At 59.3% G+C, this 20,779-nt stretch carries 30 protein-coding genes and 2 tRNA genes; 11 read left to right on the top strand and 21 right to left on the bottom strand.

Going from position 1 to position 20,779, the window contains the following annotated elements:
- Position 1 precedes the first annotated feature (1 nt).
- Entirely contained in the window at positions 2-274 is a 273-nt protein-coding gene (locus SynA1544_RS09000) for a DUF6761 family protein (RefSeq protein ID WP_186513114.1), read from the bottom strand.
- A gap of 74 nt (positions 275-348) precedes the next feature.
- On the opposite strand from SynA1544_RS09000, the gene SynA1544_RS09005 reads away from it, so the two are divergent.
- A complete protein-coding gene (locus tag SynA1544_RS09005; RefSeq protein WP_186513115.1) occupies positions 349-1,116 on the top strand; it encodes a response regulator transcription factor in 768 nt (255 codons plus the stop codon).
- 100 nt (positions 1,117-1,216) lie between these two features.
- Here SynA1544_RS09005 and SynA1544_RS09010 read toward each other — a convergent pair whose 3' ends face one another.
- The 8 genes from SynA1544_RS09010 to SynA1544_RS09045 all read right to left on the bottom strand — a co-directional run bounded on the left by SynA1544_RS09010 (position 1,217) and on the right by SynA1544_RS09045 (position 7,701).
- Positions 1,217-1,372, bottom strand: a complete 156-nt coding sequence (locus SynA1544_RS09010; RefSeq protein WP_186513116.1) for a hypothetical protein — start codon at positions 1,370-1,372, stop codon at positions 1,217-1,219.
- 674 nt (positions 1,373-2,046) lie between these two features.
- Positions 2,047-2,601, bottom strand: a complete 555-nt coding sequence (locus tag SynA1544_RS09015; RefSeq protein ID WP_186513117.1) for a hypothetical protein — start codon at positions 2,599-2,601, stop codon at positions 2,047-2,049.
- Entirely contained in the window at positions 2,598-2,882 is a 285-nt protein-coding gene (locus tag SynA1544_RS09020) for a hypothetical protein (RefSeq protein WP_115010170.1), read from the bottom strand. The genes SynA1544_RS09015 and SynA1544_RS09020 overlap by 4 nt, the downstream gene beginning before the upstream one ends.
- A 35-nt stretch (positions 2,883-2,917) precedes the next feature.
- Positions 2,918-4,474: a carotenoid isomerase gene (gene crtH, locus SynA1544_RS09025; RefSeq protein WP_186513118.1), complete on the bottom strand. Its 1,557-nt coding sequence runs from the start codon at positions 4,472-4,474 to the stop codon at positions 2,918-2,920.
- Positions 4,475-4,498: 24 nt separating this feature from the next.
- Positions 4,499-5,464 (bottom strand): cation transporter, encoded by a 966-nt coding sequence (locus SynA1544_RS09030; protein WP_186513120.1) that lies wholly within the window; start codon positions 5,462-5,464, stop codon positions 4,499-4,501.
- On the bottom strand, positions 5,461-6,831 hold the full coding sequence (gene trmFO / locus SynA1544_RS09035) for an FADH(2)-oxidizing methylenetetrahydrofolate--tRNA-(uracil(54)-C(5))-methyltransferase TrmFO (RefSeq protein ID WP_186513122.1): 1,371 nt from the start codon (positions 6,829-6,831) through the stop codon (positions 5,461-5,463). The genes SynA1544_RS09030 and trmFO overlap by 4 nt, the downstream gene beginning before the upstream one ends.
- A 47-nt stretch (positions 6,832-6,878) precedes the next feature.
- Positions 6,879-7,001, bottom strand: a complete 123-nt coding sequence (locus SynA1544_RS09040; protein ID WP_025362202.1) for a photosystem II protein Y — start codon at positions 6,999-7,001, stop codon at positions 6,879-6,881.
- A gap of 193 nt (positions 7,002-7,194) precedes the next feature.
- Positions 7,195-7,701 carry a gamma carbonic anhydrase family protein gene (locus tag SynA1544_RS09045; protein WP_186513123.1) on the bottom strand — a complete coding sequence of 169 codons (507 nt, stop codon included), beginning with the start codon at positions 7,699-7,701 and terminating at the stop codon, positions 7,195-7,197.
- Positions 7,702-7,786: 85 nt separating this feature from the next.
- On the opposite strand from SynA1544_RS09045, the gene SynA1544_RS09050 reads away from it, so the two are divergent.
- The 3 genes from SynA1544_RS09050 to SynA1544_RS09060 all read left to right on the top strand — a co-directional run bounded on the left by SynA1544_RS09050 (position 7,787) and on the right by SynA1544_RS09060 (position 9,308).
- A tRNA-Lys gene (locus SynA1544_RS09050) sits at positions 7,787-7,858 on the top strand.
- 211 nt (positions 7,859-8,069) lie between these two features.
- A complete protein-coding gene (locus tag SynA1544_RS09055) occupies positions 8,070-9,221 on the top strand; it encodes an NAD(P)-binding protein (protein ID WP_186513124.1) in 1,152 nt (383 codons plus the stop codon).
- A 13-nt stretch (positions 9,222-9,234) separates the two neighbouring features.
- A tRNA-Pro gene (locus SynA1544_RS09060) sits at positions 9,235-9,308 on the top strand.
- Between the two features lie 743 nt (positions 9,309-10,051).
- Here SynA1544_RS09060 and SynA1544_RS09065 read toward each other — a convergent pair.
- The gene (locus SynA1544_RS09065; RefSeq protein ID WP_170950951.1) at positions 10,052-10,213 is read right to left on the bottom strand and encodes a hypothetical protein; all 162 of its coding nucleotides are present in this window, start codon (positions 10,211-10,213) and stop codon (positions 10,052-10,054) included.
- Between the two features lie 73 nt (positions 10,214-10,286).
- Positions 10,287-10,496 carry a hypothetical protein gene (locus SynA1544_RS09070; protein WP_255477548.1) on the bottom strand — a complete coding sequence of 70 codons (210 nt, stop codon included), beginning with the start codon at positions 10,494-10,496 and terminating at the stop codon, positions 10,287-10,289.
- 119 nt (positions 10,497-10,615) lie between these two features.
- Between SynA1544_RS09070 and SynA1544_RS09075 the strand changes: the two genes are divergently transcribed.
- Entirely contained in the window at positions 10,616-10,777 is a 162-nt protein-coding gene (locus SynA1544_RS09075) for a hypothetical protein (protein WP_186513125.1), read from the top strand.
- A 124-nt stretch (positions 10,778-10,901) separates the two neighbouring features.
- Here SynA1544_RS09075 and SynA1544_RS09080 read toward each other — a convergent pair whose 3' ends face one another.
- Complete coding sequence (locus tag SynA1544_RS09080; protein WP_114987852.1) at positions 10,902-11,117, bottom strand: hypothetical protein; 216 nt, start codon at positions 11,115-11,117, stop codon at positions 10,902-10,904.
- Between the two features lie 671 nt (positions 11,118-11,788).
- Between SynA1544_RS09080 and SynA1544_RS09085 the strand changes: the two genes are divergently transcribed.
- Positions 11,789-11,956 (top strand): hypothetical protein, encoded by a 168-nt coding sequence (locus SynA1544_RS09085; protein WP_186513126.1) that lies wholly within the window; start codon positions 11,789-11,791, stop codon positions 11,954-11,956.
- 209 nt (positions 11,957-12,165) lie between these two features.
- Here the strand turns inward: SynA1544_RS09085 and SynA1544_RS09090 are convergent, their stop codons facing one another.
- Together SynA1544_RS09090 and SynA1544_RS09095 are read right to left on the bottom strand one after the other, a co-directional pair.
- Positions 12,166-12,426, bottom strand: a complete 261-nt coding sequence (locus SynA1544_RS09090) for a hypothetical protein (RefSeq protein ID WP_186510253.1) — start codon at positions 12,424-12,426, stop codon at positions 12,166-12,168.
- A 566-nt stretch (positions 12,427-12,992) separates the two neighbouring features.
- Complete coding sequence (locus SynA1544_RS09095; protein ID WP_186513127.1) at positions 12,993-13,166, bottom strand: hypothetical protein; 174 nt, start codon at positions 13,164-13,166, stop codon at positions 12,993-12,995.
- Here SynA1544_RS09095 and SynA1544_RS09100 point away from each other — a divergent pair.
- Positions 13,165-13,665, top strand: coding sequence for a hypothetical protein (locus SynA1544_RS09100; protein WP_186513128.1), 501 nt, complete (start codon positions 13,165-13,167; stop codon positions 13,663-13,665). The genes SynA1544_RS09095 and SynA1544_RS09100 overlap by 2 nt on opposite strands.
- A 790-nt stretch (positions 13,666-14,455) precedes the next feature.
- Here SynA1544_RS09100 and SynA1544_RS09105 read toward each other — a convergent pair.
- A complete protein-coding gene (locus SynA1544_RS09105; protein ID WP_186513129.1) occupies positions 14,456-14,686 on the bottom strand; it encodes a hypothetical protein in 231 nt (76 codons plus the stop codon).
- Positions 14,687-14,830: 144 nt separating this feature from the next.
- Between SynA1544_RS09105 and SynA1544_RS09110 the strand changes: the two genes are divergently transcribed.
- Positions 14,831-15,028, top strand: coding sequence for a chlorophyll a/b-binding protein (locus tag SynA1544_RS09110; protein WP_186513130.1), 198 nt, complete (start codon positions 14,831-14,833; stop codon positions 15,026-15,028).
- A 394-nt stretch (positions 15,029-15,422) separates the two neighbouring features.
- On the opposite strand, the gene SynA1544_RS09115 is transcribed toward SynA1544_RS09110, so the two are convergent.
- Genes SynA1544_RS09115 through SynA1544_RS14780 form a run of 3 tightly spaced genes read right to left on the bottom strand, consistent with a single transcriptional unit; the run spans position 15,423 to position 16,429 of the window.
- Complete coding sequence (locus tag SynA1544_RS09115; RefSeq protein WP_186513132.1) at positions 15,423-15,905, bottom strand: DUF427 domain-containing protein; 483 nt, start codon at positions 15,903-15,905, stop codon at positions 15,423-15,425.
- A gap of 3 nt (positions 15,906-15,908) precedes the next feature.
- Entirely contained in the window at positions 15,909-16,307 is a 399-nt protein-coding gene (locus SynA1544_RS09120) for a hypothetical protein (protein WP_186513134.1), read from the bottom strand.
- Positions 16,304-16,429 carry a hypothetical protein gene (locus SynA1544_RS14780; RefSeq protein WP_006850800.1) on the bottom strand — a complete coding sequence of 42 codons (126 nt, stop codon included), beginning with the start codon at positions 16,427-16,429 and terminating at the stop codon, positions 16,304-16,306. The genes SynA1544_RS09120 and SynA1544_RS14780 overlap by 4 nt, the downstream gene beginning before the upstream one ends.
- A gap of 227 nt (positions 16,430-16,656) precedes the next feature.
- On the opposite strand from SynA1544_RS14780, the gene SynA1544_RS09125 reads away from it, so the two are divergent.
- From SynA1544_RS09125 to SynA1544_RS09135, 3 genes are read left to right on the top strand one after another with little or no spacing between them, the layout of a single operon-like run.
- A complete protein-coding gene (locus tag SynA1544_RS09125; RefSeq protein WP_115161805.1) occupies positions 16,657-16,908 on the top strand; it encodes a hypothetical protein in 252 nt (83 codons plus the stop codon).
- Between the two features lie 40 nt (positions 16,909-16,948).
- Positions 16,949-17,866 carry a histone deacetylase gene (locus SynA1544_RS09130; protein ID WP_186513136.1) on the top strand — a complete coding sequence of 306 codons (918 nt, stop codon included), beginning with the start codon at positions 16,949-16,951 and terminating at the stop codon, positions 17,864-17,866.
- Positions 17,863-18,465 (top strand): pyridoxamine 5'-phosphate oxidase family protein, encoded by a 603-nt coding sequence (locus tag SynA1544_RS09135; protein WP_186513138.1) that lies wholly within the window; start codon positions 17,863-17,865, stop codon positions 18,463-18,465. The genes SynA1544_RS09130 and SynA1544_RS09135 overlap by 4 nt, the downstream gene beginning before the upstream one ends.
- On the opposite strand, the gene SynA1544_RS09140 is transcribed toward SynA1544_RS09135, so the two are convergent.
- The 3 genes from SynA1544_RS09140 to SynA1544_RS09150 all read right to left on the bottom strand — a co-directional run bounded on the left by SynA1544_RS09140 (position 18,466) and on the right by SynA1544_RS09150 (position 20,777).
- Complete coding sequence (locus SynA1544_RS09140; RefSeq protein ID WP_186513140.1) at positions 18,466-18,801, bottom strand: hypothetical protein; 336 nt, start codon at positions 18,799-18,801, stop codon at positions 18,466-18,468.
- A 55-nt stretch (positions 18,802-18,856) separates the two neighbouring features.
- On the bottom strand, positions 18,857-19,858 hold the full coding sequence (locus tag SynA1544_RS09145) for a hypothetical protein (RefSeq protein ID WP_255477549.1): 1,002 nt from the start codon (positions 19,856-19,858) through the stop codon (positions 18,857-18,859).
- Positions 19,859-20,264: 406 nt separating this feature from the next.
- The gene (locus SynA1544_RS09150) at positions 20,265-20,777 is read right to left on the bottom strand and encodes a hypothetical protein (protein ID WP_255477550.1); all 513 of its coding nucleotides are present in this window, start codon (positions 20,775-20,777) and stop codon (positions 20,265-20,267) included.
- Positions 20,778-20,779 lie beyond the last annotated feature (2 nt).

Here is a 20,779-nt window from a genome sequence, read left to right on the forward strand (position 1 = left end):
CTCAATAACCCTGGGGTTGGCGCATATACAAGTTGCTCACATCCCCGTCAGGGCCAATAAAGCTGGACGGATCCATGATCCAGCGATCGATCAATTGTTCGAGGCGATGCTGAGAGCGGGGATCAAGCGATCCTGACTTCCGCAATGCATGCAGGTAGCCGTCGGAATACAGCCGTAGCTCCGACGGGGTGTGATATCTCGTCGTCAGCTCCTGACAGGCATCGCAGAGCGATTGGAAATGGCGGATGGCTTCAGGGTCGTCGAGTGATGTCATGAGATACAACAGCAGCCCCTGCTACCAGCCTGCCAGGAATTTCGGCTTAGCGTAGGTGTGCCCGGGCCGATCCAGTGACCTCCACTCCCCACGACCTCACGGCGGAAGCGTCTGCAGCTAGCAGCGATCCGGTGGTGATGCCAAGCGCAAGCACCGGTCAGGAACCTTCGCGAGTGTTGGTGGTCGAACCGCACCCCACCCTGCGCACGGTGCTGGTGCAGCGACTGCGTCAGGACGGTCATCTCACCGCAGCAGTGGCCAGTGCCGCTGAAGCTTTGGAAGTCTGTCAGGAACAGTCACCCGATCTCCTGGTGAGTGCAGAACTGCTGGAGCGCAGCTCCGCCCTGCGCTTGGCGGAGCAGCTGCGTTGCCCGGTGATTGTGCTGACTGCACGGGCCGGAGCCGAACCGGTGGTGGGCCTGCTGGATGACGGTGCCGACGATGTGCTGCGCAAACCCTTTGGCCTCGAGGAACTCGCCGCCCGCTGCCGCACCCTGCTCAAGCGGGGGCACAGCGGCCTGCAGGAGCGGGTCACCGTTGGTCCGCTGGAGGTTCATCTGCTCCTCCGCCAGGTGACGCTGCGGGAGCAGCCGGTGGAGCTCAGCCCCCGCGAATTTGCCCTGCTTTGTGCACTCTTGATGCCGCCTGGGCTGGTGCGCAGCCGGCAGGAACTGCTGCGGATGGCCTGGCCTCCCTTCAGCGGTGGCCCTCGTTCGGTGGACACTCAGGTGTTGACCCTGCGCCGCAAGCTGGAGCAGGCCGGTCTTGGCGAGGGCGGTGGAATCACCACAGTGCGTCAGCGGGGCTATCGCTTCAGCCTCGACAATCTGCCAGCCAGCTGAATCAAGTGAATTCATTCCAGTCAGCGACTGGAATTCTGGGGTCAGGGCCCATCAATGCCACCCCAAAGCAGCCTTGGAGCTCAAGCCCTTTGAAGAGCCCTTAATTCGTCTTGTGATGGCGCAGGGCCTGCTTCAACTGAGCCTCTTTGGTCGGAACCAGATGGTGCGAGGTCACCCAACCCAATTCACAGAGGTGATTCACGCAGACTTTGAGCTGAACCGTTCCGCAGGGGAGGTTGGTGAGTTCAGTTGTCATCCGATCGGAACAACTGCATCGATTTCAGCGTCTGAGCGCCCCATGGCAACGCCAGACATCTGGACAAAATCAAGAGTTGTTTGCAGGAGCGTCTTCATTGCTTGATCAGCGCAGCCGGGTCAACATGGCGCTGTCGACACCCGGGAGCCCCCGCCGTGATCGGATTAACCAGGCTGTATTGCAACCAGGGAGAGAGATTTCTCCTCATCGACGTTGCCTCAGAAGAGGCTCCAACACGAGCCGAAGAGCTGCTCAACGAGGGCTGGGAGATCGAAGCGGCAATACCGGTCTGAAGCGAGACAGCGTTTTACGTCCGGATTGGGAGTGGCTGGTGGGATGACGTCCCTGGAATGGGGGAGCTGCGCTGGTGAACAAATCCCTCAAACGGGGGAGTTGCTCTCAGACAGGAACGGAGATGGTGTGCTCTAAGAGGAGAACAGGATGCTTCCATTGCTCACCATCGCCCACATGCAAGTGGATTGCTGATGCCTGAACGATGGCGTCGGGGAGCCTGATGCCTGCCAAGGGCGTCTCTGAAACAGGCTGAGAGCCATACAAGACCCGTCAAGGGAAAGCAGGAGGCGCGGATTGTCCCCATCCATCTCCCGACCAAACCTCACACACTCCACCCCGTCAGCACTGGCGGGGTTTTCTATTGAAAGAAACAGCTCTGATCAGCCTGGATAACCCGCCGGCAAACTGATCCAGCCCTGGGCCAGCGCCAGAGACGTGACCAGTTCGCCGGCGATCATGAGCACGGCCAATCCAGCCAAGAGCTGATACGTCCAGGGCGGGGTCAGACGCCCGATGCCCTTTGTCGACACAGGGGTGTTGGCGGCCAGCAGCTCCAGGAATCGATCGAAGCGCTCAATGCGTTGCGGCAGGAGCTGGTGGCGCAGATCAACTGCCTTCACGTAATACACCGTTCCCCCCTGACTGGTGCCAACGGGAACCAGGGCCCGAATATCCTGCCAACGCATGGACCAGCCGCGCCGCAGCAACCAGCGGATCCAGGCGGGGTAACGCACCTGAATGCCTTCGGCATCGGTCTCCACCCGTTCACTCAACAGACCGATCAACAACACCAAGCCCAGCAGCAGCCCTGCCACCATCAGCCAGCGCGACTCCGCAGGGGCCAGCAATGGCAAGGGCAGCACCAAGGCCCCATACAGGCTGAGCAGGGTGAAGCGGATCAGGGGCGATAACCCGAAACGTTCGATGCCGTTCATCGGTCGTCTGGAGAACCGGGCAGCGGTTCAATCAGTTCAGACGGTTGGTAGGTGCCACCAAACACCTCCTGTTCACGCCCCTTCCAGAACTGACCGAGCCGCATCAGATCGGCATGGGCCTCCTGCACCTTCTCGAGGTAGAGCTGAGGATCCATCGAGTCCTTGGCTTCCTTGAGCTTCTTGAGCCGCAGCATCTGCAGATTCCAGGGCTTGGTCAGCTCGCCCCTCTGCTCGAGGTAGCGGGCCAGATCGTCCGACGACGGCTGAAACTCAGGCGGCATCCCAACTCCTATGGACGATCACGCTAGGAAGAAGATCAGGCCGGCAGCGCCCAGGGATTGAGGCCCAGGTCGGCCCCAACCCGATGGGCACAGGCAAACCCACTGAAGGCCACAGCGTTGAGGCCCTGGCCGGGGAAACAGGAATCCCCCACGCAATAGAGGTTTTTCAGGCCCGTACGGTTGAACGGCATCGGCAGCAGTCCCGGCAGTTGCATCGCCGGAATCGGGCCATAGCTGCCCTGAAAGCGACCCAGAAAACGCCGGTGACTGCGGGGCGTGCCGATTTCCTTGTGGGTGATGGCATCGGCGAGGCCGGGAAGGATCGCCTCCAGCCGCTGGATCAACCGTGCAGCATCCGCCTCCTTTTTCTCGCGGTACTGGCTGGGGGTCAGTCCCTGCCAGGCCTCCATCGATGAGGGCGTGAAGGTGTGAACAATGTGATGCCCAGCCGGGGCTAGATCCGGATCCAGCAGCGAGGGCATCGACACGAAGATCACCCCCTGCTCGTCCTCCATCCGGTTCCAGTCTTCGAGCAGGAGGTGATGGCAGTGGGTGCCGGCCGGAATCAGGTCAGCCCGAACCCCCAGATGCAGCGACAGAAACGAAGGGGAAGGCACATAACGCTTGCGCCAGAACTGCTCCTTGCCCGGCGTGTGGGCGGCATCCACCAGGGCCTGGCCAGAGCGGCGCTGCTCATCACCCGCATCCGAGAAGGTGTCCCAGCGGGTTGCATTGGAGATCACACGCTTGGCGCAGATGACCTCTCCATCGGCCAGCTTCACGCCAACCGCCTGATCGTTTTCGATCAACACCTCGGTGACTCGGGCTTTATAGCGAATGGCGCCGCCGTGACGTTCCAATCCCTTCACAAGCTTTTCGGCGATCACGCCGACGCCTCCTTTGGGGTAGTTGATCCCGCCCGCATGGCGATCGGAAAACACCATGCCGGCATTGATCATCGGCGTGCGATCCGCCGGCATCACCGACCAGCAGAAGCACTCGATATCGATGAACTTGAGCAGCTGCTCATCCTTGATGTGTTCGCGGGCCACCGCACCGACGTTGAACGGCAGCCAGCGGGCCAGCCCCAGACAGGCCAGTGGTGCCTTGAAGAACACCTTGGTGAGGTAGGCCGGATCCTCCAGCGAGAGAAGCGGCATGGCATCGAGGCAATTGAACACCTGCCAGCAGGTGTCGTAGAAGCGGCGGATCCCCTTCGCCTCATGGGGAAACCGCGCCGTGAGATCGGTGATGAACTGCTCGTAGTCGCGATCCACGGCGATGCGCAGCCCACCGGGCATGTGGTATTTGAGCTGGGCGGGGTCGGGGATGGTGTCGCAGTGCTCCCCCACATCGGCGAGGGCCCGGGTGAGCAGGTTGGTGAAACCCTTCTTGCCAAAGCCGAAGATCATCGAGGCCCCCACATCGAAGGTGTAGCCCTCGCGTTTGAAGGCACCACCACTGCCGCCGGGGATCAGATACCGCTCCAAAACGAGGGTCTTGGCTCCCTTGGCCGCCAACTGACTGGCGGTGACCAAACCACCGATGCCGGAACCGATCACAACGGCATCCCACTGCTGGTTCTCGCTCATGGCATCGCTTCTTTGGGGGTGACGCTAAGGGGCCGTCTGCGGCCTTGGATTCTGGCGATGAATCGGCGGCATCACCGTGAGGATTACCTCAGAGCGCACCGGACGTCCGAGTTCGGCACTGCAGCGGGCATCGATGTGATGGCGCAACCCATCAATCACCCGACTTTCCTGGGGCTGCAGCGGATTGATGTAAACCACGACAAAGGCCGTGCGGCCCAGCTGCTGCACCGTGAAATCCATCATCTGCAGCTGAAGCCCCACCAGCTCCTGCATCAACACCAGTCGCGTGCGCTGAAGCACATCCGGGTCGGCGGCACAGCCCGCGGCCTGAGCCATGGCATCCCGCAGCGCCGCCAGCGGTTCACGCAGCAAGGCCAGGCTCACCGCCAGCACCAGCAGGGCATCGGTGATCGGCGCTAGGGCAGACAAGGGCGTTACCAAGAGCAGCGGCGACGCCAGCAAGGCCAGACCCGTGGCCAGGGTGATCACCGCATCGATCCGAGCATTGCGGGCCTCTGTGAGCAGCAGCAGCGACACCCGATCCGTGCGGCGCCAATCCCGGCGGTGCCGCCAGGCCAGCAGTCCACACAGCGCTGTCATCAAAGCGGTGTAGAGCGCCACCGGCCCCAGATGCAGCGGCGCAATGCTGTTTCCACGCCACCAATCGATCAAGGTGGAGCAGGAGCTGCCGACGCCAAAGCCGATCACCCCGAGCAGCACCAGGGAGCGAAACAGCACATACAGGGCTTCCTGGCCTTCGTAGCCGTAGGGCCAGGCTCGGTCCGGTGGCCGCACCACGTTGCGGCTGATGCGACTGGCAATCAAGGACGAGCCCACCAACACGGCGGAATAAAGGCCGTCCAACAACAGGGCCGAGGATCCGGTGAGCACATGGGCGGAAAAGCCAGCCAGGGCCATCACTGCGTTGGCTCCAACCCCGAAGCGCAGGGAGCGCTGTTCGATCCGGCGAGCCTCCGCAGGGGTTGTCATGCCGTCACGGTCTGGGGTTGGAGGTCCCGCATCGGCTCCAGGTCCTGCAGGGCACGATCGCGGTAGGCGCCATAGCGCGCTCGCTTGTCGCGAATGCGTTCCGGCAGCTCCGGCAACAAACCGAAATTGGGGGGCATCGGCTGGAACTTGGCCGTTGGTGCCTCGCTGACGAAATGGGTGAGGGCTCCACTCATGCAGGTGGCCGGCAGATCAATGGGCTCCAGGCCCAGGGCCAGCCGGGCCGCATTGGTGCCGGCCAACCAGCCACCGGCCACGGCGGCGGCATAGCCCTCGGTGCCGGTGATCTGGCCTGCCGCCAGGAGGTTGGGGCGCTGGCGGAACTGCAGGGTGGGCTGCAGCAGCTGCGGCGACTCCAGGAAGGTGTTGCGGTGCATCACCCCGAAGCGCACGAATTCCGCCTGGCCCAGCCCGGAGATCATCTGCAGAACTCGCTTCTGCTCACCCCATTTGAGATTCGTCTGGAAACCCACCAGATTCCAGAGGCGCCCGTCCTTGTCTTCCTGCCGTAGCTGCACCACCGCGTAGGCGCGCTTGGCCCGGCGCACATCGCGATCGTTGACATCTCCCCAACGGGGATCCCAGAGCCCGATCGGCTTCAGGGGGCCATAACGCATGGTGTCTTCACCACGACGCGCCAACTCCTCAATCGGCAGGCAGCCTTCAAAGAAGGTGGCGTCGTTCTTGTCGAAGTCTTTGAGTTCCGCCTGTTCCGCCTCCAGCAGGGCCTGGCGGAACGCCAGGTACTGCTCCTTGTCCATTGGACAGTTGATGTAGTCGGCATCCCCCTTGTCGTAGCGGCTGGCGCGGAAGGCCACCGACAGATCGATGCTGTCCCCATGCACGATCGGACTGGCCGCATCAAAGAAGTGGCAGTCGGCACGGCCGGTCAACTGGCGCAGATCCTCCGCCAACGGTTCACTCGTGAGCGGCCCCGTCGCCAAAACGGTGATCGCATCCTCCGGCGGTAGAGCCTGCTGCTCACGCCGTTCAATCGTGACCAGGGGATGCTGGTCGAGAGCTTCCGTGAGGGCAGCGCTGTAGCGACCGCGATCAACCGCCAAGGCTCCGCCGGCCGGCACGGCATGGGTGTCGGCCGTGCCGATCACCAAAGAGCCGAGCCTGCGAAGTTCTTCCTGCAGCAAGCCTGCGGCACGGTCGCTGCTCAGAGCGCCAAAGCTATTGCTGCACACCAATTCAGCGAAATCACTGCTGTGGTGCGCAGGCGAGCGTCGAATCGGACGCATCTCCACCAGAGTGACCGCAACACCTGCTCGGGCGATTTGCCAGGCCGCCTCGGTACCGGCCAGGCCGGCACCAAGAACGGTGACATGGGGAGATTGAGACAACCGGCTGCATCAAGCAGCCTTCAGCCTACGAAGCTCGCTTGCCTGGATCAGGCGCGGCTGCGCTTGAGCATCAGCTGCAGTTGACCCACAGCCGCACGGCCGATGTTGAAAGCAGCCCAGCTGACGGCGGCCAGGATCGGTGCAACCACCAGGAACAGGCGGGCATCGATACCCAGAACCTGGCCCGTGGTGATCACGCTGAAGGCCGAGTAACCGACGATCACCAGGATGAGGACCAGACCGATGGCAACTCGGACCATTCTTGAAAACGGAAATCTGTGTCGCCGATCTTACGGACTTCTCCGTTGATCCCACGACCTTCCTTGAAAGCTGATCGAATTCGCAGCAATCAGAGGAGTGCGTTCAAGGCCTGATCTTGGCGTGGGATGCCGCCAATTGCGCGTAACGCCGGGCATGGCAGCGCTGTTCATCAATCGCCTCAGGCGACAACTCCCGCTTCACCGCCGCTGGCGCACCCATCACTAAAGTGCCGGGAGGTACATCCTTGGTGACAACAGAACCAGCCGCCACCAGGGCGCCTGCACCGACGGTGACGCCATTGAGAACGATGGCCCCAATGCCCACCAGGCATCCATCCTCGAGCGTGGCGCCGTGGATGACGGCCCTGTGCCCCACAGTGACGTCAGCACCGAGGCGAACCGGCTGTCCGGGATCGCCATGGAGCACGGCACCGTCTTGAACATTGCTGCCCGCTCCGATGCTGATCTGCTCGAGATCTCCGCGCGCAACGGCCGTGGGCCAGAGGCTGCTGCCCGCTGCCATCTGCACATTGCCAATCACGACGGCGGATTCAGCAACCCAGGCGTTGGCATCGATCTGGGGATCGGGCCAGGACTTGGAGCCAGTCATGACAATGGTTCATCAGCAACCAGTCTCCCCGGCGACCTGAGTGATAACCTCAATTGGTGCCGAAATGGCATGCCCAAGCGGGCACGGGTCGCTAGCTCAGCGGTAGAGCATCCGGCTTTTAACCGGCTGGTCCTGAGTTCGAATCTCAGGCGACCCATATCCACGATTTGATGTCGTCTCGTGACTCAACCGAGCCGACGACCGAGCGGCTGTTATAAAGCCGTGAATCTCTGATCAGGCCAACAGTTCAGATGGCGTATTTCGCATTCTTTGGCGTCACGATTCTTCTGGCATTGCTGGGTGGTTTGTTTTCTCGAGTGGCCGCAGAGCGCTACTGGATGTGATCGGCGGCAGAGGCTTCAGCGAACGTGGCTGAGGTTGATCTCGCCGTTATCGGTGCAGGACTGGCTGGCTGCAGCCTGATTGGCCGGCTCCAGCAGCTGGGATCCGATCTCAACATCGCTTTGATCGAGGCCGGCCGGGGTCCAGGTGGACGCACGGCCACCCGCAGGAGACGCGACCAAAGTGGCTGGCTGCTCAACCATGGAGCACCGGGGTTCAACCTCAGTGAATCCATGCCGGAGGGCATGGATTCACTGCTGAAGCCATTGCGAGCTAAGGGTGTGCTTCAGCAGGACAAGCGAGCTGTGCTTTCGCTCGATGTCGAAGCCGGTTTGTCGCCTGCCACCAGCCCAAACGCCTGGCCAAATGGTGGCTGGTGGCATGGTGTACCCAGCATGGCCAGCATCTGCGAGGCGCTTCTCGATACGGCTGGCACCGCGCAGCTGAGCCGTCAGTTCGAAACCCGTGTGCGCTGGTTGGAGCACCGCAAGGACCATTGGCTGCTGGAGAACGAGGATCGAACCTGGAGCCTCAGGGCCAAGCGCCTTGTCCTCAGTGGAACCCTGCTGGCCCATCCCCGCTCACTGAAGATGCTGGCTTGGGATGACGTCCCCCTGCGCACAGCCATTGCAGAAGGCGTGGATGACGACCTCGACAAGGCATTGAGCCTGCTGCAACACAGCCAAGCCGAAGTGCGCTGGAACCTGATGGTGGATCTGGGCGTGCTCGCGCTCAAGGCGGAGGAGCTGCCCGCTCAGATCTGGTTGGACGACGCCGCCAAGGCGCGCTGGAAGGTGGAACGCCTCGTGCTGCAGCCGCAAAGCGATGGACGCTGGGGGCTTGTGGTGCATGGATTGGATTCCGGGGAAGCAATCACGCCCGAAAGCCAGGGGCACCTGCTGGCTCAGGAGCAACAGCGCCTGGTGGAGCTGTTGCCCGAACTGCTGCAAGCCCTGCCGGTTGTTTCAGCTGCGTTGAACCAGGCGACACCATTGGGTGTGATGCGCTGGGGCGCCTCACGGCCCCTCAACAACCCCTTGCCACAAGAACTGCAGTGGTGCCCCACCAGCGCCGTTGGGTTCTGTGGCGACTGGATCGCAGGGCCTGGCTTCGGCAGAGCGGAGGGAGCGATCAGCAGCGGCGTCAACCTGGCTGAACAGCTGCACGCTGACCGCTAATCTCTATATGCGCCGGGGAGTGGCGCAGTTTGGTAGCGCGCTTGCTTTGGGAGCAAGATGCCGCAGGTTCGAATCCTGTCTCCCCGATGCGACAACAAGTCAGTCCCCAGCTGACATCTCAACCGCTCCGCAAGGGGCGGTTTTTTTATTGCTCTCCTGCTCAAGCAAGCTGCTTGAACGGGCTTCTCACTGCGCGGTGGCTCCAGAGATCCCAAGGTCCCACCCTCGTCCAGGTCGCAGAGGTGGACAACGGCCAGATCAGCTGACTCAACGCTGACTTGGCCACCCACATCGCGCCAAGGGCCTGAATTGAAATTGCGCCTGTTAAGCCATCCAAGGATTTGTAACAAGCTGAACCCTTTGTCTCAATTCGCCTAGTCGGGACTCATCTTGTTGTCTATTTGTTGGATCAGCGGAGATCAAGAACATGAAAGGAACCAAGACCAGACTCACCACCGCTCCAGAGGGCTTCGAGTACTACAGGGTTTGCGACCAGGAAGGTGTCTGCCAAGTCGTCAGAGGCATGTGGGCAGCACAGCACCTCACAGAAGACATCCGTGAACTGAGCGCCACCAAGACAAAGTATTCAGATGATTGGGTTTAGGACTCTGAACGACAACCCGCTTCCCCCCATACAAGGGCGATGGCATACGCCAAAAAGATGAGATTGAACAAATCGAAAGAGCACTGGCAGCTCTGACGACCACCGAGGAAAGGCCCTGAACGAATCGACAGGACTTTGATCTTGGTGGTGAAGAGATTCCTGGTGCCGTAACGCGCCGGAGTTTTTTCTTGCCCCTACCAGCAATGAAACCGGCTTCGTTGGTGGCTCAGATGATCTCTTTACGGCCGGCCTTGATCTTGGCTTTGGCAGATACAAGACCAAAAATCAGCAGGATCAGAAGCCCCGCATTCACGCCAACAAAAAACATTGTGTCCATGACTTCAAGATGGCTTTGCTCGTCATAAGGAAAGCGAACAAAACAGCCCATCGGTCAAAAGACTCATTCAGCTCCGAAGAAAGAAGAAATCTTCGGCTGATCTTGGGAGATCTGGCGAGACCAACTACAACTGCCAATCGCCATCGCCATCAGTGCAGTCCTTCCCTTGCAACTCTTGCAAACGCGCCAAGAGCTCTGGATCACCAACAATCTGTCGGCGGCATCCGTCTTCACCCATGCAGGTCAGATGCCCATCGGCATCGATGACCAGCGCGGTCATGGGGATAACTGGAGACGTCTCGTCGATAGCGATGCGCTCCTTCTTCAGATCCACCCAGTCTGCGTCCTCTCAGCGCACAAGCCCAAAGCCATGAACAAACCAGACAGTGGTGGCAGCCGCCTGGGCAGCGTTCCTCTATGAAGGGTGCGATGGACTGACACCTTTCCAAACGCGTGACTGAACAACAAGGCAAAGACAGGGCCTATTGGATTGATGAGATCGCCTTCCTGGAGGCACGCTTGAACGGCAGTCAGGGTGACATCGACAGCGAAGACCGAGCTGCCTGCGAGGAAGCCCTAAAAGCAGCGAAAGCGAACTTGGCTACCTCTCGGTGAACCCGGGGCTGACGGAGGCCAGAGCCACAACTAGGATTTGAAGGTGAGAGGGAGACCTCTTCGGGCGTGGTTGCTTGATTTGGTGGGTGGTGTCACGACCTACTGCCTCTCTCACACCTCTTGATCAAGGCTGAACCAGGCCCCTCTCCTTGGCATAACTCTTGTAGTGATTGGGAAATTCATCGGCAAGCCGAGCGAGTACATCACTTGAAGAGCCCATTTGCTCGTTCACTTCATCAAAAACCGATGCAAAACAGCTCTCACACCTGATTTCAAGACAAAGCTCATCCCAGCTCGTGCCTTGTTTGTTGAAACTGGCCACAAGCTCTTTAAAGGTCACGAGAAACAGACTGTTCTGCTGTGGACAAGCTTAGAGGCAATGACAACAACCAATTTGATGCCGAATGAAATCAGGATTGGCATAGCCTGATAGCACATGGCTTTGATGAACCAACATTCAAGCGATGAAACGATTGCTGCAGCTGCTTCGGCGATGGACTGGCCAACGGGAGAAACCCCCATTGCATACACCCGAAGAGTTGGAGTGCTTTAAAACAGATGCGATCGACAATCGCGGCAAGCACTACTGATGCAGGGGGCAACTGAACTGGCACTACTGGCCCTGGCATTTGTCGGGATTCAGCTCTGGTGGCTCAGCAAGGTCTTTTTGAATCGACCCCGGCAGCCAAGGCCACTGGGCAACCCCATGAGGGCGAATTCGCTTCAAAACGAGCGAACTGCCCTGCAAAAGATCTTTGATCAATCCTGAGAACCGCCAAACCTTGGGATCGAACTAGGGACAAACACCGATGCCTGATGCGATCTGAACAATCAGAGTGGTGCATCAGCAACAACAGCCATGGCACTGATTTGTTGTGCGCACTGTGGTCACATGCACTCGAGCCTGAGAGGGGACTGCCCCCAGTGCCATCAACAGAGGCGCCTATGGTCTCCCCAGGCGTTGTCAGAACGGATCAAACCAACGCCGATCGACACCAAGGAGTGACCACCATGGCCTTTGAAGCCCCCCCAGCAGAGGGACGTCAGTGCATCAGCTGCGGTGACATCAAACCTCTGAATTTCTTTGGCTTGGATCAACAGGAGTGCCGGAACTGTGAATCAAGTCGACGCCAACAGGGCATCAAACAAAACGCCGATGATTCCGTCGAGGAGGCTTAAATCAAACCGAGCCTCAATGAGCATATGCACCAATGTTCAATTGATATCCATGGGCTATCACATGGGTAGCGTTGCAAAGAGGTGTCATGGGCAAGGTTCTTTCAGCAGCAAAGTGGTCATTCGAACTACTTGGCCAACGCATCACTGCACTTCGTCTTAAAAAGAGCTTTTCAGAATCAAGGATTTACAGCGACTGGGCTTATGACGAATCACAGATGAAAGAGGCCGATTTTGGCAAGCGTGAGCAGAAATCTCATCTCGAATACGATTGCTGAAGCCACAAGCTGATTCATCAGAACCAAAAACAGCGACGTAACAGGCATCCAACCAAAGCCTTGAATGGCGAACTGACCAGCCTGAGAGAAAGGTTGGCAATTTGCGTCCAAGTCTCCTAGAACGCTGTTCAGCATGGTTGTTGCAATGGCCTTGATTCCCCGCTGGCAGTTCATGACTGACAGCAGCAAAGCCATGGTGAAGCGATCTGCGATCACACTTGTGGTCGTCCTGATTGGATTAACACTGCTGCGCGCGATCTTTCCCTGGATCCTGCTTGGCCTTGCCCTTTATGGTGCCTGGTGCCTGTTGAACCGGAAATAACCGATGAGCGATGACTCAACCCAAGCCAGACGCACGCTTTATCTCTGGGCCCTTGGCCTCAACGTTGTCGCTTGGGGCGGATACCTCGTTCTAACCAAAGTGATGGGTATCGATTTTGAATCGATTCGGCAAGCCAGATTGGCTGGTTGAGGTCCCATCCCCCAAGATCGATCTCACTGGTTCGACCACTGCGTTATTCCGAGATACCCGCGTGACCGGATAAGAATCCTGATTCCCCTGGCACAAATCCACGCGATCGCGTCATAACCTCCTCTTAATGAGAAGGTTGCTTCGTGAATCGCCACCTAACGCACGACTTCGAGGCTGATTCGTCCCCGAGGAAGAGGCGATCCGAGAGCTTGACCAGACAGAAAACGGTGCAGCGGATCTGCGGCCAGGCCCTTGTGTGGTTTGGAATCGCTGTTCTCGGAGTCTCTCTTTATAAATTCATCAGCGCTTTTTGGCTTGATGCTTCGCCTTGGCCTGAGTTGCAACTTGGTACAGCTGGCTTGATCTTGGTCGCGGCAGGATGAATTTTTCTCAACTCAGCATTCATAACAACACTGCTGTCAGAAAATAGTCCTTCAGCACACGCAAGACGAGCCTTTTTCATGCTCGCCCTTGCATCATTCATCATCGGCTGCGTTGTTTTACTGAAACTTTCTGTTCAGGACATTTATCGCTACAAACGCCTGCTTGGCGAAGGAGGAATTCTCGAGTATTCACAAGCCCTGATTCTTTTTACATCCGCTTGGATCGGGTGGCTCATCTCCAAAGATTTCCGCCAGCGCTTGTCCATGCGCCTGCATTCAGTGGTTTACGCGATCATTGCTTTCGTGATGCTGTTGGTTGGCCTGGAAGAGATTGCCTGGGGGCAAATCCTGTTCGGCTGGAAAACACCTGAGAACATCGCTGCAGTCAACGCCCAAAACCAGACAACGCTCCACAACCTTGAATTCTTCCAGAATCACCTCGACCTCAATCTTTTCCTGGTTTCGGTCGTGCTTGTGGTGTTGGTGCTGTGGCGGCCTTCAATTCGAAGGATGCACACAACAATCCTTGATGAAGCTCGGATTCCCAACAGCAACTTTTTCATTACGCGATACTTCTAGCCCCTCTTCTTCTGCGCGGCATTTCTGTCTTACTTCGTGGCGACAGAGTCGGGAACGTAACTTGTAATCAATATCGATCAGGAGTGGGCCGAATTTCTCCTCTATCTCGCTGCTGGCCTGAACTTATTGAGAACCTACATCCTTCTTGGCAACGCTCAACCGCAACCAAGCCACTGAACAACTGCTCAATGCGCCCGGCCTCCGCCTTGCCACTCTCCAAGCAAGGGGTTCAGGTGCAGATGCACAGCTGACCTGATCCAGACTCAGCGGACTTGATCCACAGGGCACCAAGGGTATAAATCGTCTGGTGCTGACAAAAAACCGCTCCATCCCTGGAGCGGCTCAATAGCCAAGGCAATCCCCATCACCCGGCGATCTGCACCAATCTTTGATGCAATGAAAAAATAATACCCACCAAACACCAGATGTAGTGGACGTCAACACTCACTTAAGACTCTGGTGAACATGCGTGAAGTAGCCAGATAACGCAACAGCAGCACTGCATCCAGTGCAAGGGAGCCCGCCTTGAGGAGACACTAAATCTGGAGCAGGGGGTCCAAACCCCTCGGAATTGTGATGCTTCATGATGAAGACATCCTTAAAGGAGAAGCCATGATTTCTGGCCCATCCTGCCCATTGCGGTTGGGAGTTCTCGATAGTCCCGACTATTGGACTGATGACGCACTGATGTCTGCAGTGCGTCCATTGAATCCAGAGGAACTTCACCACCTGGCCGTTGGATCCCAACAACGAAGGAATCAACAACGCGGTGTTCGCACCACCCGTTCATTCAATTCCGACGGCTGAACGCAGCCAGGAGTTGATGAATCGGCTCGACAAGCTTGTCGAGCCAGGTGCCTGAGCGCCGACCAGCAGGCCGCTGCAACGCCGAGGCATGCAACAACGGACCGTTGGCGCCATACCCCTCAAAGGCAATCAAGGCGTCTTGGGCTCCCTGCAGCTCCTGATTGATTCGACGGGAAGAGAAGCGGCTGTGGGCTCGGTTTCGCGACGTTGACATGACTGGAGGGAATGCACCTACTTCCGGTCTGGCTACGGACCGAGCTGCTTGGCAGCAGTTGGTGATGCTTCTTAGGGAGCCGAAGCGCCATCCATTTACAAACCGTTACAGAGGTCTTAACATTTCAAGATCCGCACGCGAACAATGGCTTCCTCAACTCCCAACGACGATTGGTTCCAAAGCGCTGCAGCAGCTCAAATCCGCAGTGAGCGTTTCGAGCGGGCAGAACTCCTCAATGGCCGTGTTGCCATGATCGGCTTTGTGGTGGGCGTGCTGACGGAAGCCCTGACGGGGCACGGGATCATCAGCCAGATCACCTTTGGCGTGTTCGGCTGCAACTGATCCCTTAGGCCAATGGGGCAGGCAATGCGATTGAGACCCTGCACTCCTCACCCCATTGGCCGTCGCCAAGCCCTGACAAATCCCCTTACTTGGTTGAAACGCTTGATGTTGCAGGCATTTTGCGATAAAAGGTTATGAATTGGTTATGAAGAGATGAAGACAAGCACCGCCCATTCACGTCTCGAGTCCCTCCAGCTCGCCGCTGAGGAGTGCCTGACCCGCGATGAAGCTCAGAAGATTCTGAGGAAGGCAGACAAGGCTCATACCAAGCTCGAATCGTCCGCAGCCCCCTTCCATCGCCCCAAGAACTGACAGGCACCTCAAAGCAAGCAGCAGACGAAGACATAAATCTGTTTAATCATTTGTCGGAGTGAGTCCACTCACTCCAAAGTCATCAGATCAACTCGGGATGATCGGGATCTCCCTTGAAAGGTCCTTGGATCCATGGACTGATCCAGCCGCCATAAAACTTTCCTGGCTGAGCCAGAACGTCCTCTCCTTCCAACCTGCAGCGATCCACGCGACGGGGATAAACACTGATCCATCCGGCCAGGAGAGAGAAAGACTCTGTTGGCTTGGGGTAACTCCAGCCGGCCCGAACACGGCGGTCGGTTCCATCAGCAGCACTCACATCCCAGTAAGCCGCCACTCCTTTCCATTCACAGAACGAAGGCCGTCCCGTGGAGGGGTGGAGCGTGCCGGGGCTAAACGCTGAAGGGTGCAGATAAATCGTGGGCGGGTGGAAGGTTTCACACACGCGCAAATAACGCTGATCGAGGGCGATCTGGTGCCCTGCAATCCAGATCTCCACAGAACCGGACACCAGCTCAATCAGGGGAGGACGGGGATAGCTCGAAACCGTTTCAACGGGTCGCATGGCCTACCCCATATCGAGCAGATAGTGCATGACGGCAACCCGATGGGACACAGCAATGCCTTCTGGGGAGTCGGGGCCGATCAACGCCTCGGGAACACGATGAATGCGCGTGAGAGGTTTGATCTCGTAGGCCGTACCTTCGGGAGCACCGGAACCGCGACTGCGGTCCCAGATGCCACTGGCGTCACCCTTGTAATGCCCCGCGACCTGCGAGAGGTGCGCATAGAAATTGGGCCCGATGCGGCAGACCACGATGGCCAAACAGGCATCGAAATCGTCGGAGGAAAGCACATTGCCCCCATCACGGACAGCACGTTCGTCAACCCCGAGAACCATGTCCTCAAGAGCTGTTTCACCCGTCAATTGCCAGCAACGGATGGTGACGGCGTCGTGTTGGCTCACTTTCTGCGGGTGAGATCACCGAAATCATCGTCGTTGGGCTGCAGAAATTGCCAAACGACAGGAACGGTGAGGGCGACCGTCAGGCCAATGGTGACCCATATCGCTGTCGTGTAGTCACCCATGCCATGTCTGCCAATCTTGCGGACCTTAACCAGTCCGGGCCGAAGCAGCAGCGCAAACGCCAGTCACACCTGGGCACGCCTCGCCACAACCTGGTCATCCTTCACAAGACCACTGCCATCACACTTCATTCGGGGAACGAGACACCCCTCACACACGAACCAAGACCCCTTCATGAGTCCAGCGCGCCTCATCATGGGATGATTAAGCAATCCTTAAGGGCTGCCCTATGGGTCACTTCGCTAAGCAGCTCAGCGCGCAGGAGATCAAGCAGGGCTACGCCCTGCTCAACCTGATGGAACATCTCGACCGCGAGATGGACCTGCTCAATCAGCAGCGCATCCGCGTTGGGCCAACAACCCAGGAAGGACAGCGACTCACCCAGATCAAGCAGAGCCATCTGCGCAAACTGCAGAGCTGCATCAGCGAACTGAACACCAGTGGCTTCAACGACTGGTTGCTGCACCAACAGCCTGCCTGACCCTTGAATGGGGGTGAGCCATCCCGGGTGAGACAACCCCTTGCCGCTTCCGGTCGTTTACCACCCGCATTACTCCGCGCCGCTGCCGAGCACCCATCGCTTTCCGATGGCGAAATTCCGGCTGCTGCATCAACTCCTGTTGGAGCAGGGGGTCGTTCAGGCCGACGAGGTGCATCGGCCCCTGAGCATCGCCCGCAAAGATCTGGAGAGCGTCCATCCCCGCCAATATCACGAAGCCTTCAGCCGTGATCACCTGACCCGACCGGAGCAACGTCGCATCGGGCTTCCGGCCACGCGGCCTTTGGTGCAGCGCACCTGGCTTGCCGTGGGCGGCACCCTGTTGACGGCACGACTAGCTCTCCAGCGGGGCTTGGCCTCTCATCTGGCGGGCGGCACCCACCACGCCCACCCCGGCTTCGGGAGTGGCTTCTGCATCTTCAACGACTGTGCTGTCGCCGCTCGGGTGTTGCTGGGAACAGGGGAGGTGCGGCGAATTCTGATCGTGGATCTCGATGTGCATCAAGGGGATGGTTCAGCGGCATGCTTTCAAGACGACCCCAGGGTGACCACCCTTTCGGTGCACGCCGCCAGCAATTTCCCCTTGCGCAAAGTGGACGGGGATATCGACATCCCCCTCGCCGACGGCACCAACGACGACGACTATCTCGCTGCCATTGCCGACCGGTTGCCCGATGCCTTGGACAGCATCGCCCCGGACTTGGTGCTCTACAACGCGGGCGTCGACCCCCATCGCGATGATCGGCTCGGCCGCCTCGCTCTCAGCGATGCGGGATTAAACATGCGCGATCGCCTCGTGCTCGATGCCTGTCTGCGCCGCAGGATTCCAACCGCAACGGTGATCGGCGGCGGCTACGACGCCCTCGCTCCCCTGGTGCAGCGCCACGCCATCGTGGTGCGTGCTGCTGCCGAGCAGGCTCGCTTGTTCAACCTTCCATGACTGAGGGAATCTCTGGGGCCATCACTGAGCCCATCACTGGGGCCATCCCCCCTTGGAGACCCCTGCTGCGCGCGGCCGTGCAGCGGGAGGGACGCTCCGTTGCCGCCCGCTGGGTGCAACTGGCCACAACAGGACGCGACGGCGCACCCCGGGTGCGAACCCTGGTGTTCCGCGGCTGGGCCAGTGCAGACCAGCTCGAATTGTTCAGCGATCAGCGCAGCGAGAAGGTGACGGAACTCGCCAACGACGGAGCCGCTGAACTGTGCTGGTTGTTCCCCAAAGCTCGCCAGCAGTACCGCCTGCGGGGACAGGTGACGTTGATCACAGCCACCGAACAACCTGAGCTCTGCCAGCAGCGCTGGCAAAAGCTCTCCAACACAGGACGAGCCGTCTGGGGCTGGCCCACCCCGGCGGATCCGCTGGACTCCACCGCGGCCTTCCCCGATCAACTGGCTGAAACTGCACCGCTGCCAGAGCATTTCGTGGTGCTGAGGCTGCAGGTGATCAGCGTTGAGCGGCTCAACCTCGGCCCCCATCCCCATCAACGCGCGCGTTGGAGCGCGGACACGCTCTGGCAGGAGCAACCGCTGAACCCCTGATCACCACCAGCGCTCAACGCGACCAACCGACGGCCGGCCCGGTTCACTGGGCACCGTCACCACCGACAGCCGCTGCAGATCTCGGCGGTAATCAAAGCGGCAGAAGCCGACGCCCGTGCCGGAACAGGCCGAAAGGCTCTCGAGAGCTACAGAGGCCCAGCGCCGCTCCTCAGGCGTTGGCTTTTTTTCCGGCGCGGGACGCCAGCCATCGGCAATCAGGTGGCGATTCGCCTCAAGGATGGTTTGCCTGGCGCTGAGCTGCGGCTCAGGTCTGGCCAAGGCAGACCCGCCCACCAACCAGGGCAGTACCAGCGACAGGACAACACATCGGGCCATGGAGAGGCTCATCCCTCTCTGACCTAGCCATGGATCTGAGCGCTGACCACTGGGGTCAGCCTGCGGTGAGCTGAGCGAGGGGCTGAATGCTGAGGGCGATCACCACACTCACCACAACGCCTACGGCGGCTTTCCAGAGATCCGTGCCGATGACCTTGGCCAGACTTCCCCCCTCCCGGTTAGTGAACGGCAGATCTGATGTTTGTTGCTTGATCCGCAAGGCCAACTCACGGCCGCCGATCAGCCCCAGAAACACCCAAGTGGTGCTGAGGGGGAAGTTGGAGAGGAAGGCCTTGTAGAGCAGGCAGAGACCGAACAACAGATCAATCAGCGTGGCCGAACGCAAATCGGAGCTGTTGGTCTTGGTGCGAAGCACAGCCTGGATCGGCCCTCCCCCAGTGGCCACCAGAACACAGAGGCCCACGCAGAGCACCAGCGTGCAGAGGAGCATCGGGACGAGGTCCAACTGGCGCGGCAGGAACACAAAAATGTTGGCCAGGTCCTGCACCAGCCACATGCACCAGAGAAAGCCGGTGGAGAACCACTGCAGGCCGTACCAAACCTTGCTGGGGTCTTTGCCGTCCTGGGAACGACAGAACACCCAACGCTCCAGCGACCACAACCCCAGGCCATAGGCCGCCAGACCCACGCCGAAGGCGAGGCCATACCCCGTCAGTGAGCTGCTGAGCAGCGTGCCGATGTTGGCCGGCATGAACGATGACAACACCAGGAACGAGGTGCTCACCGGTGCTCCCCACTGGGTCAAGGCCACAACAGCGAGCGGTGGAATCACGTAGACCCAGGTGAACGGCTCGGGCCAAGGAAACTCCTTACCAGGAACACTGAGGCGGCCCCAGGTGGGATCACCGTTGTTGAGGAACCAGCCCAACAGCAGCACTGCACAGGTGACCGTGCAGATGAACAACATCTGCACGGGCTTCGGCGTGCGCTTCCGGTTGGAGGAGAGATAAGTGCCGAGGGTCTGGAGCGAATCGTTCGCCACCACGGAATAGGCCGCCAGCAGGAATCCGACGAGCATCCAGATGCTGACGTCCATGAATCCGATCAAGCCGATGGTTTGCCTTCCTTGTAGGGAGCTCTAGGAGGAACGTCGGTGCTCCAAGCCACCCAGACGTGTCGTGATCAAGGAATGTTGTGTGGTCGACGGTGATGCACCACCGGAGCGATTCGACCACGAAGGTACGTTGACGGACGGATCGGTGTTTTGGGATACACAACCAAATGTCTTAAGAACGAACGGATTTGACCTCAGCCAAAGCCGAAGCCAAATCGCAGTTCCCGTCGGGCATCGCTCTGCCCGACTTCCAAGGCCCTTAGCGGCTTCACCCACACATCATGAGCCGAAAAGAACGAGATTGCAGGACGATCGGCAACGATTTTTCGACATTCACAAATTCCGTTCGAGACCGAATTTGGGACAGTTGCACGTCAAGGCTGTCGCATCAGTTCACCACCTTCAGGCTGCGAATCCCAGTTGCCTTGACCCAACTGGCGAGCGCATCGATATCAGACCGCTCGGGAATGCAGATGCAACCCGTGCCGGGGTAACAGCGGTGGATGCCCAGTGCACTTCGGGTGGTGTCGAAGCGAGGGGTCAGATCAAACCAGAGATCATTCCCCCATGGTTCCGGACGCCCCAGGCTGTACTCACCAGCGGGCAAAGGGGCTGCATTGCCGGGGCTCCAGCGGCGATCAGCACTCTGGCGCCGGGCCACACCACTGGCTGCTGGCCAGCTGGCCAGCAGACGCGGGCCGCGATGCAGTTCAACCTTCCAGATGCGGTTGCCGTCCGGGAACAGCTCGGCCGTACGACGGGTGCTGAGCTGCAGTGGGCCGCCCTGCAGCAGCGCTGTTGTAGGCCCCTGTTGCCCAGGGAGATCAGCGGCCGTTGCAGCGACGCAGCTCCCCAGCAGCACAGGCACCAGAAGGGCGTGGCGCAGCATCAGGATCGTCATGA

The sequence above is a fragment of the Synechococcus sp. A15-44 genome (assembly GCF_014280115.1).
In the GTDB taxonomy this organism is placed as follows: domain Bacteria; phylum Cyanobacteriota; class Cyanobacteriia; order PCC-6307; family Cyanobiaceae; genus Parasynechococcus.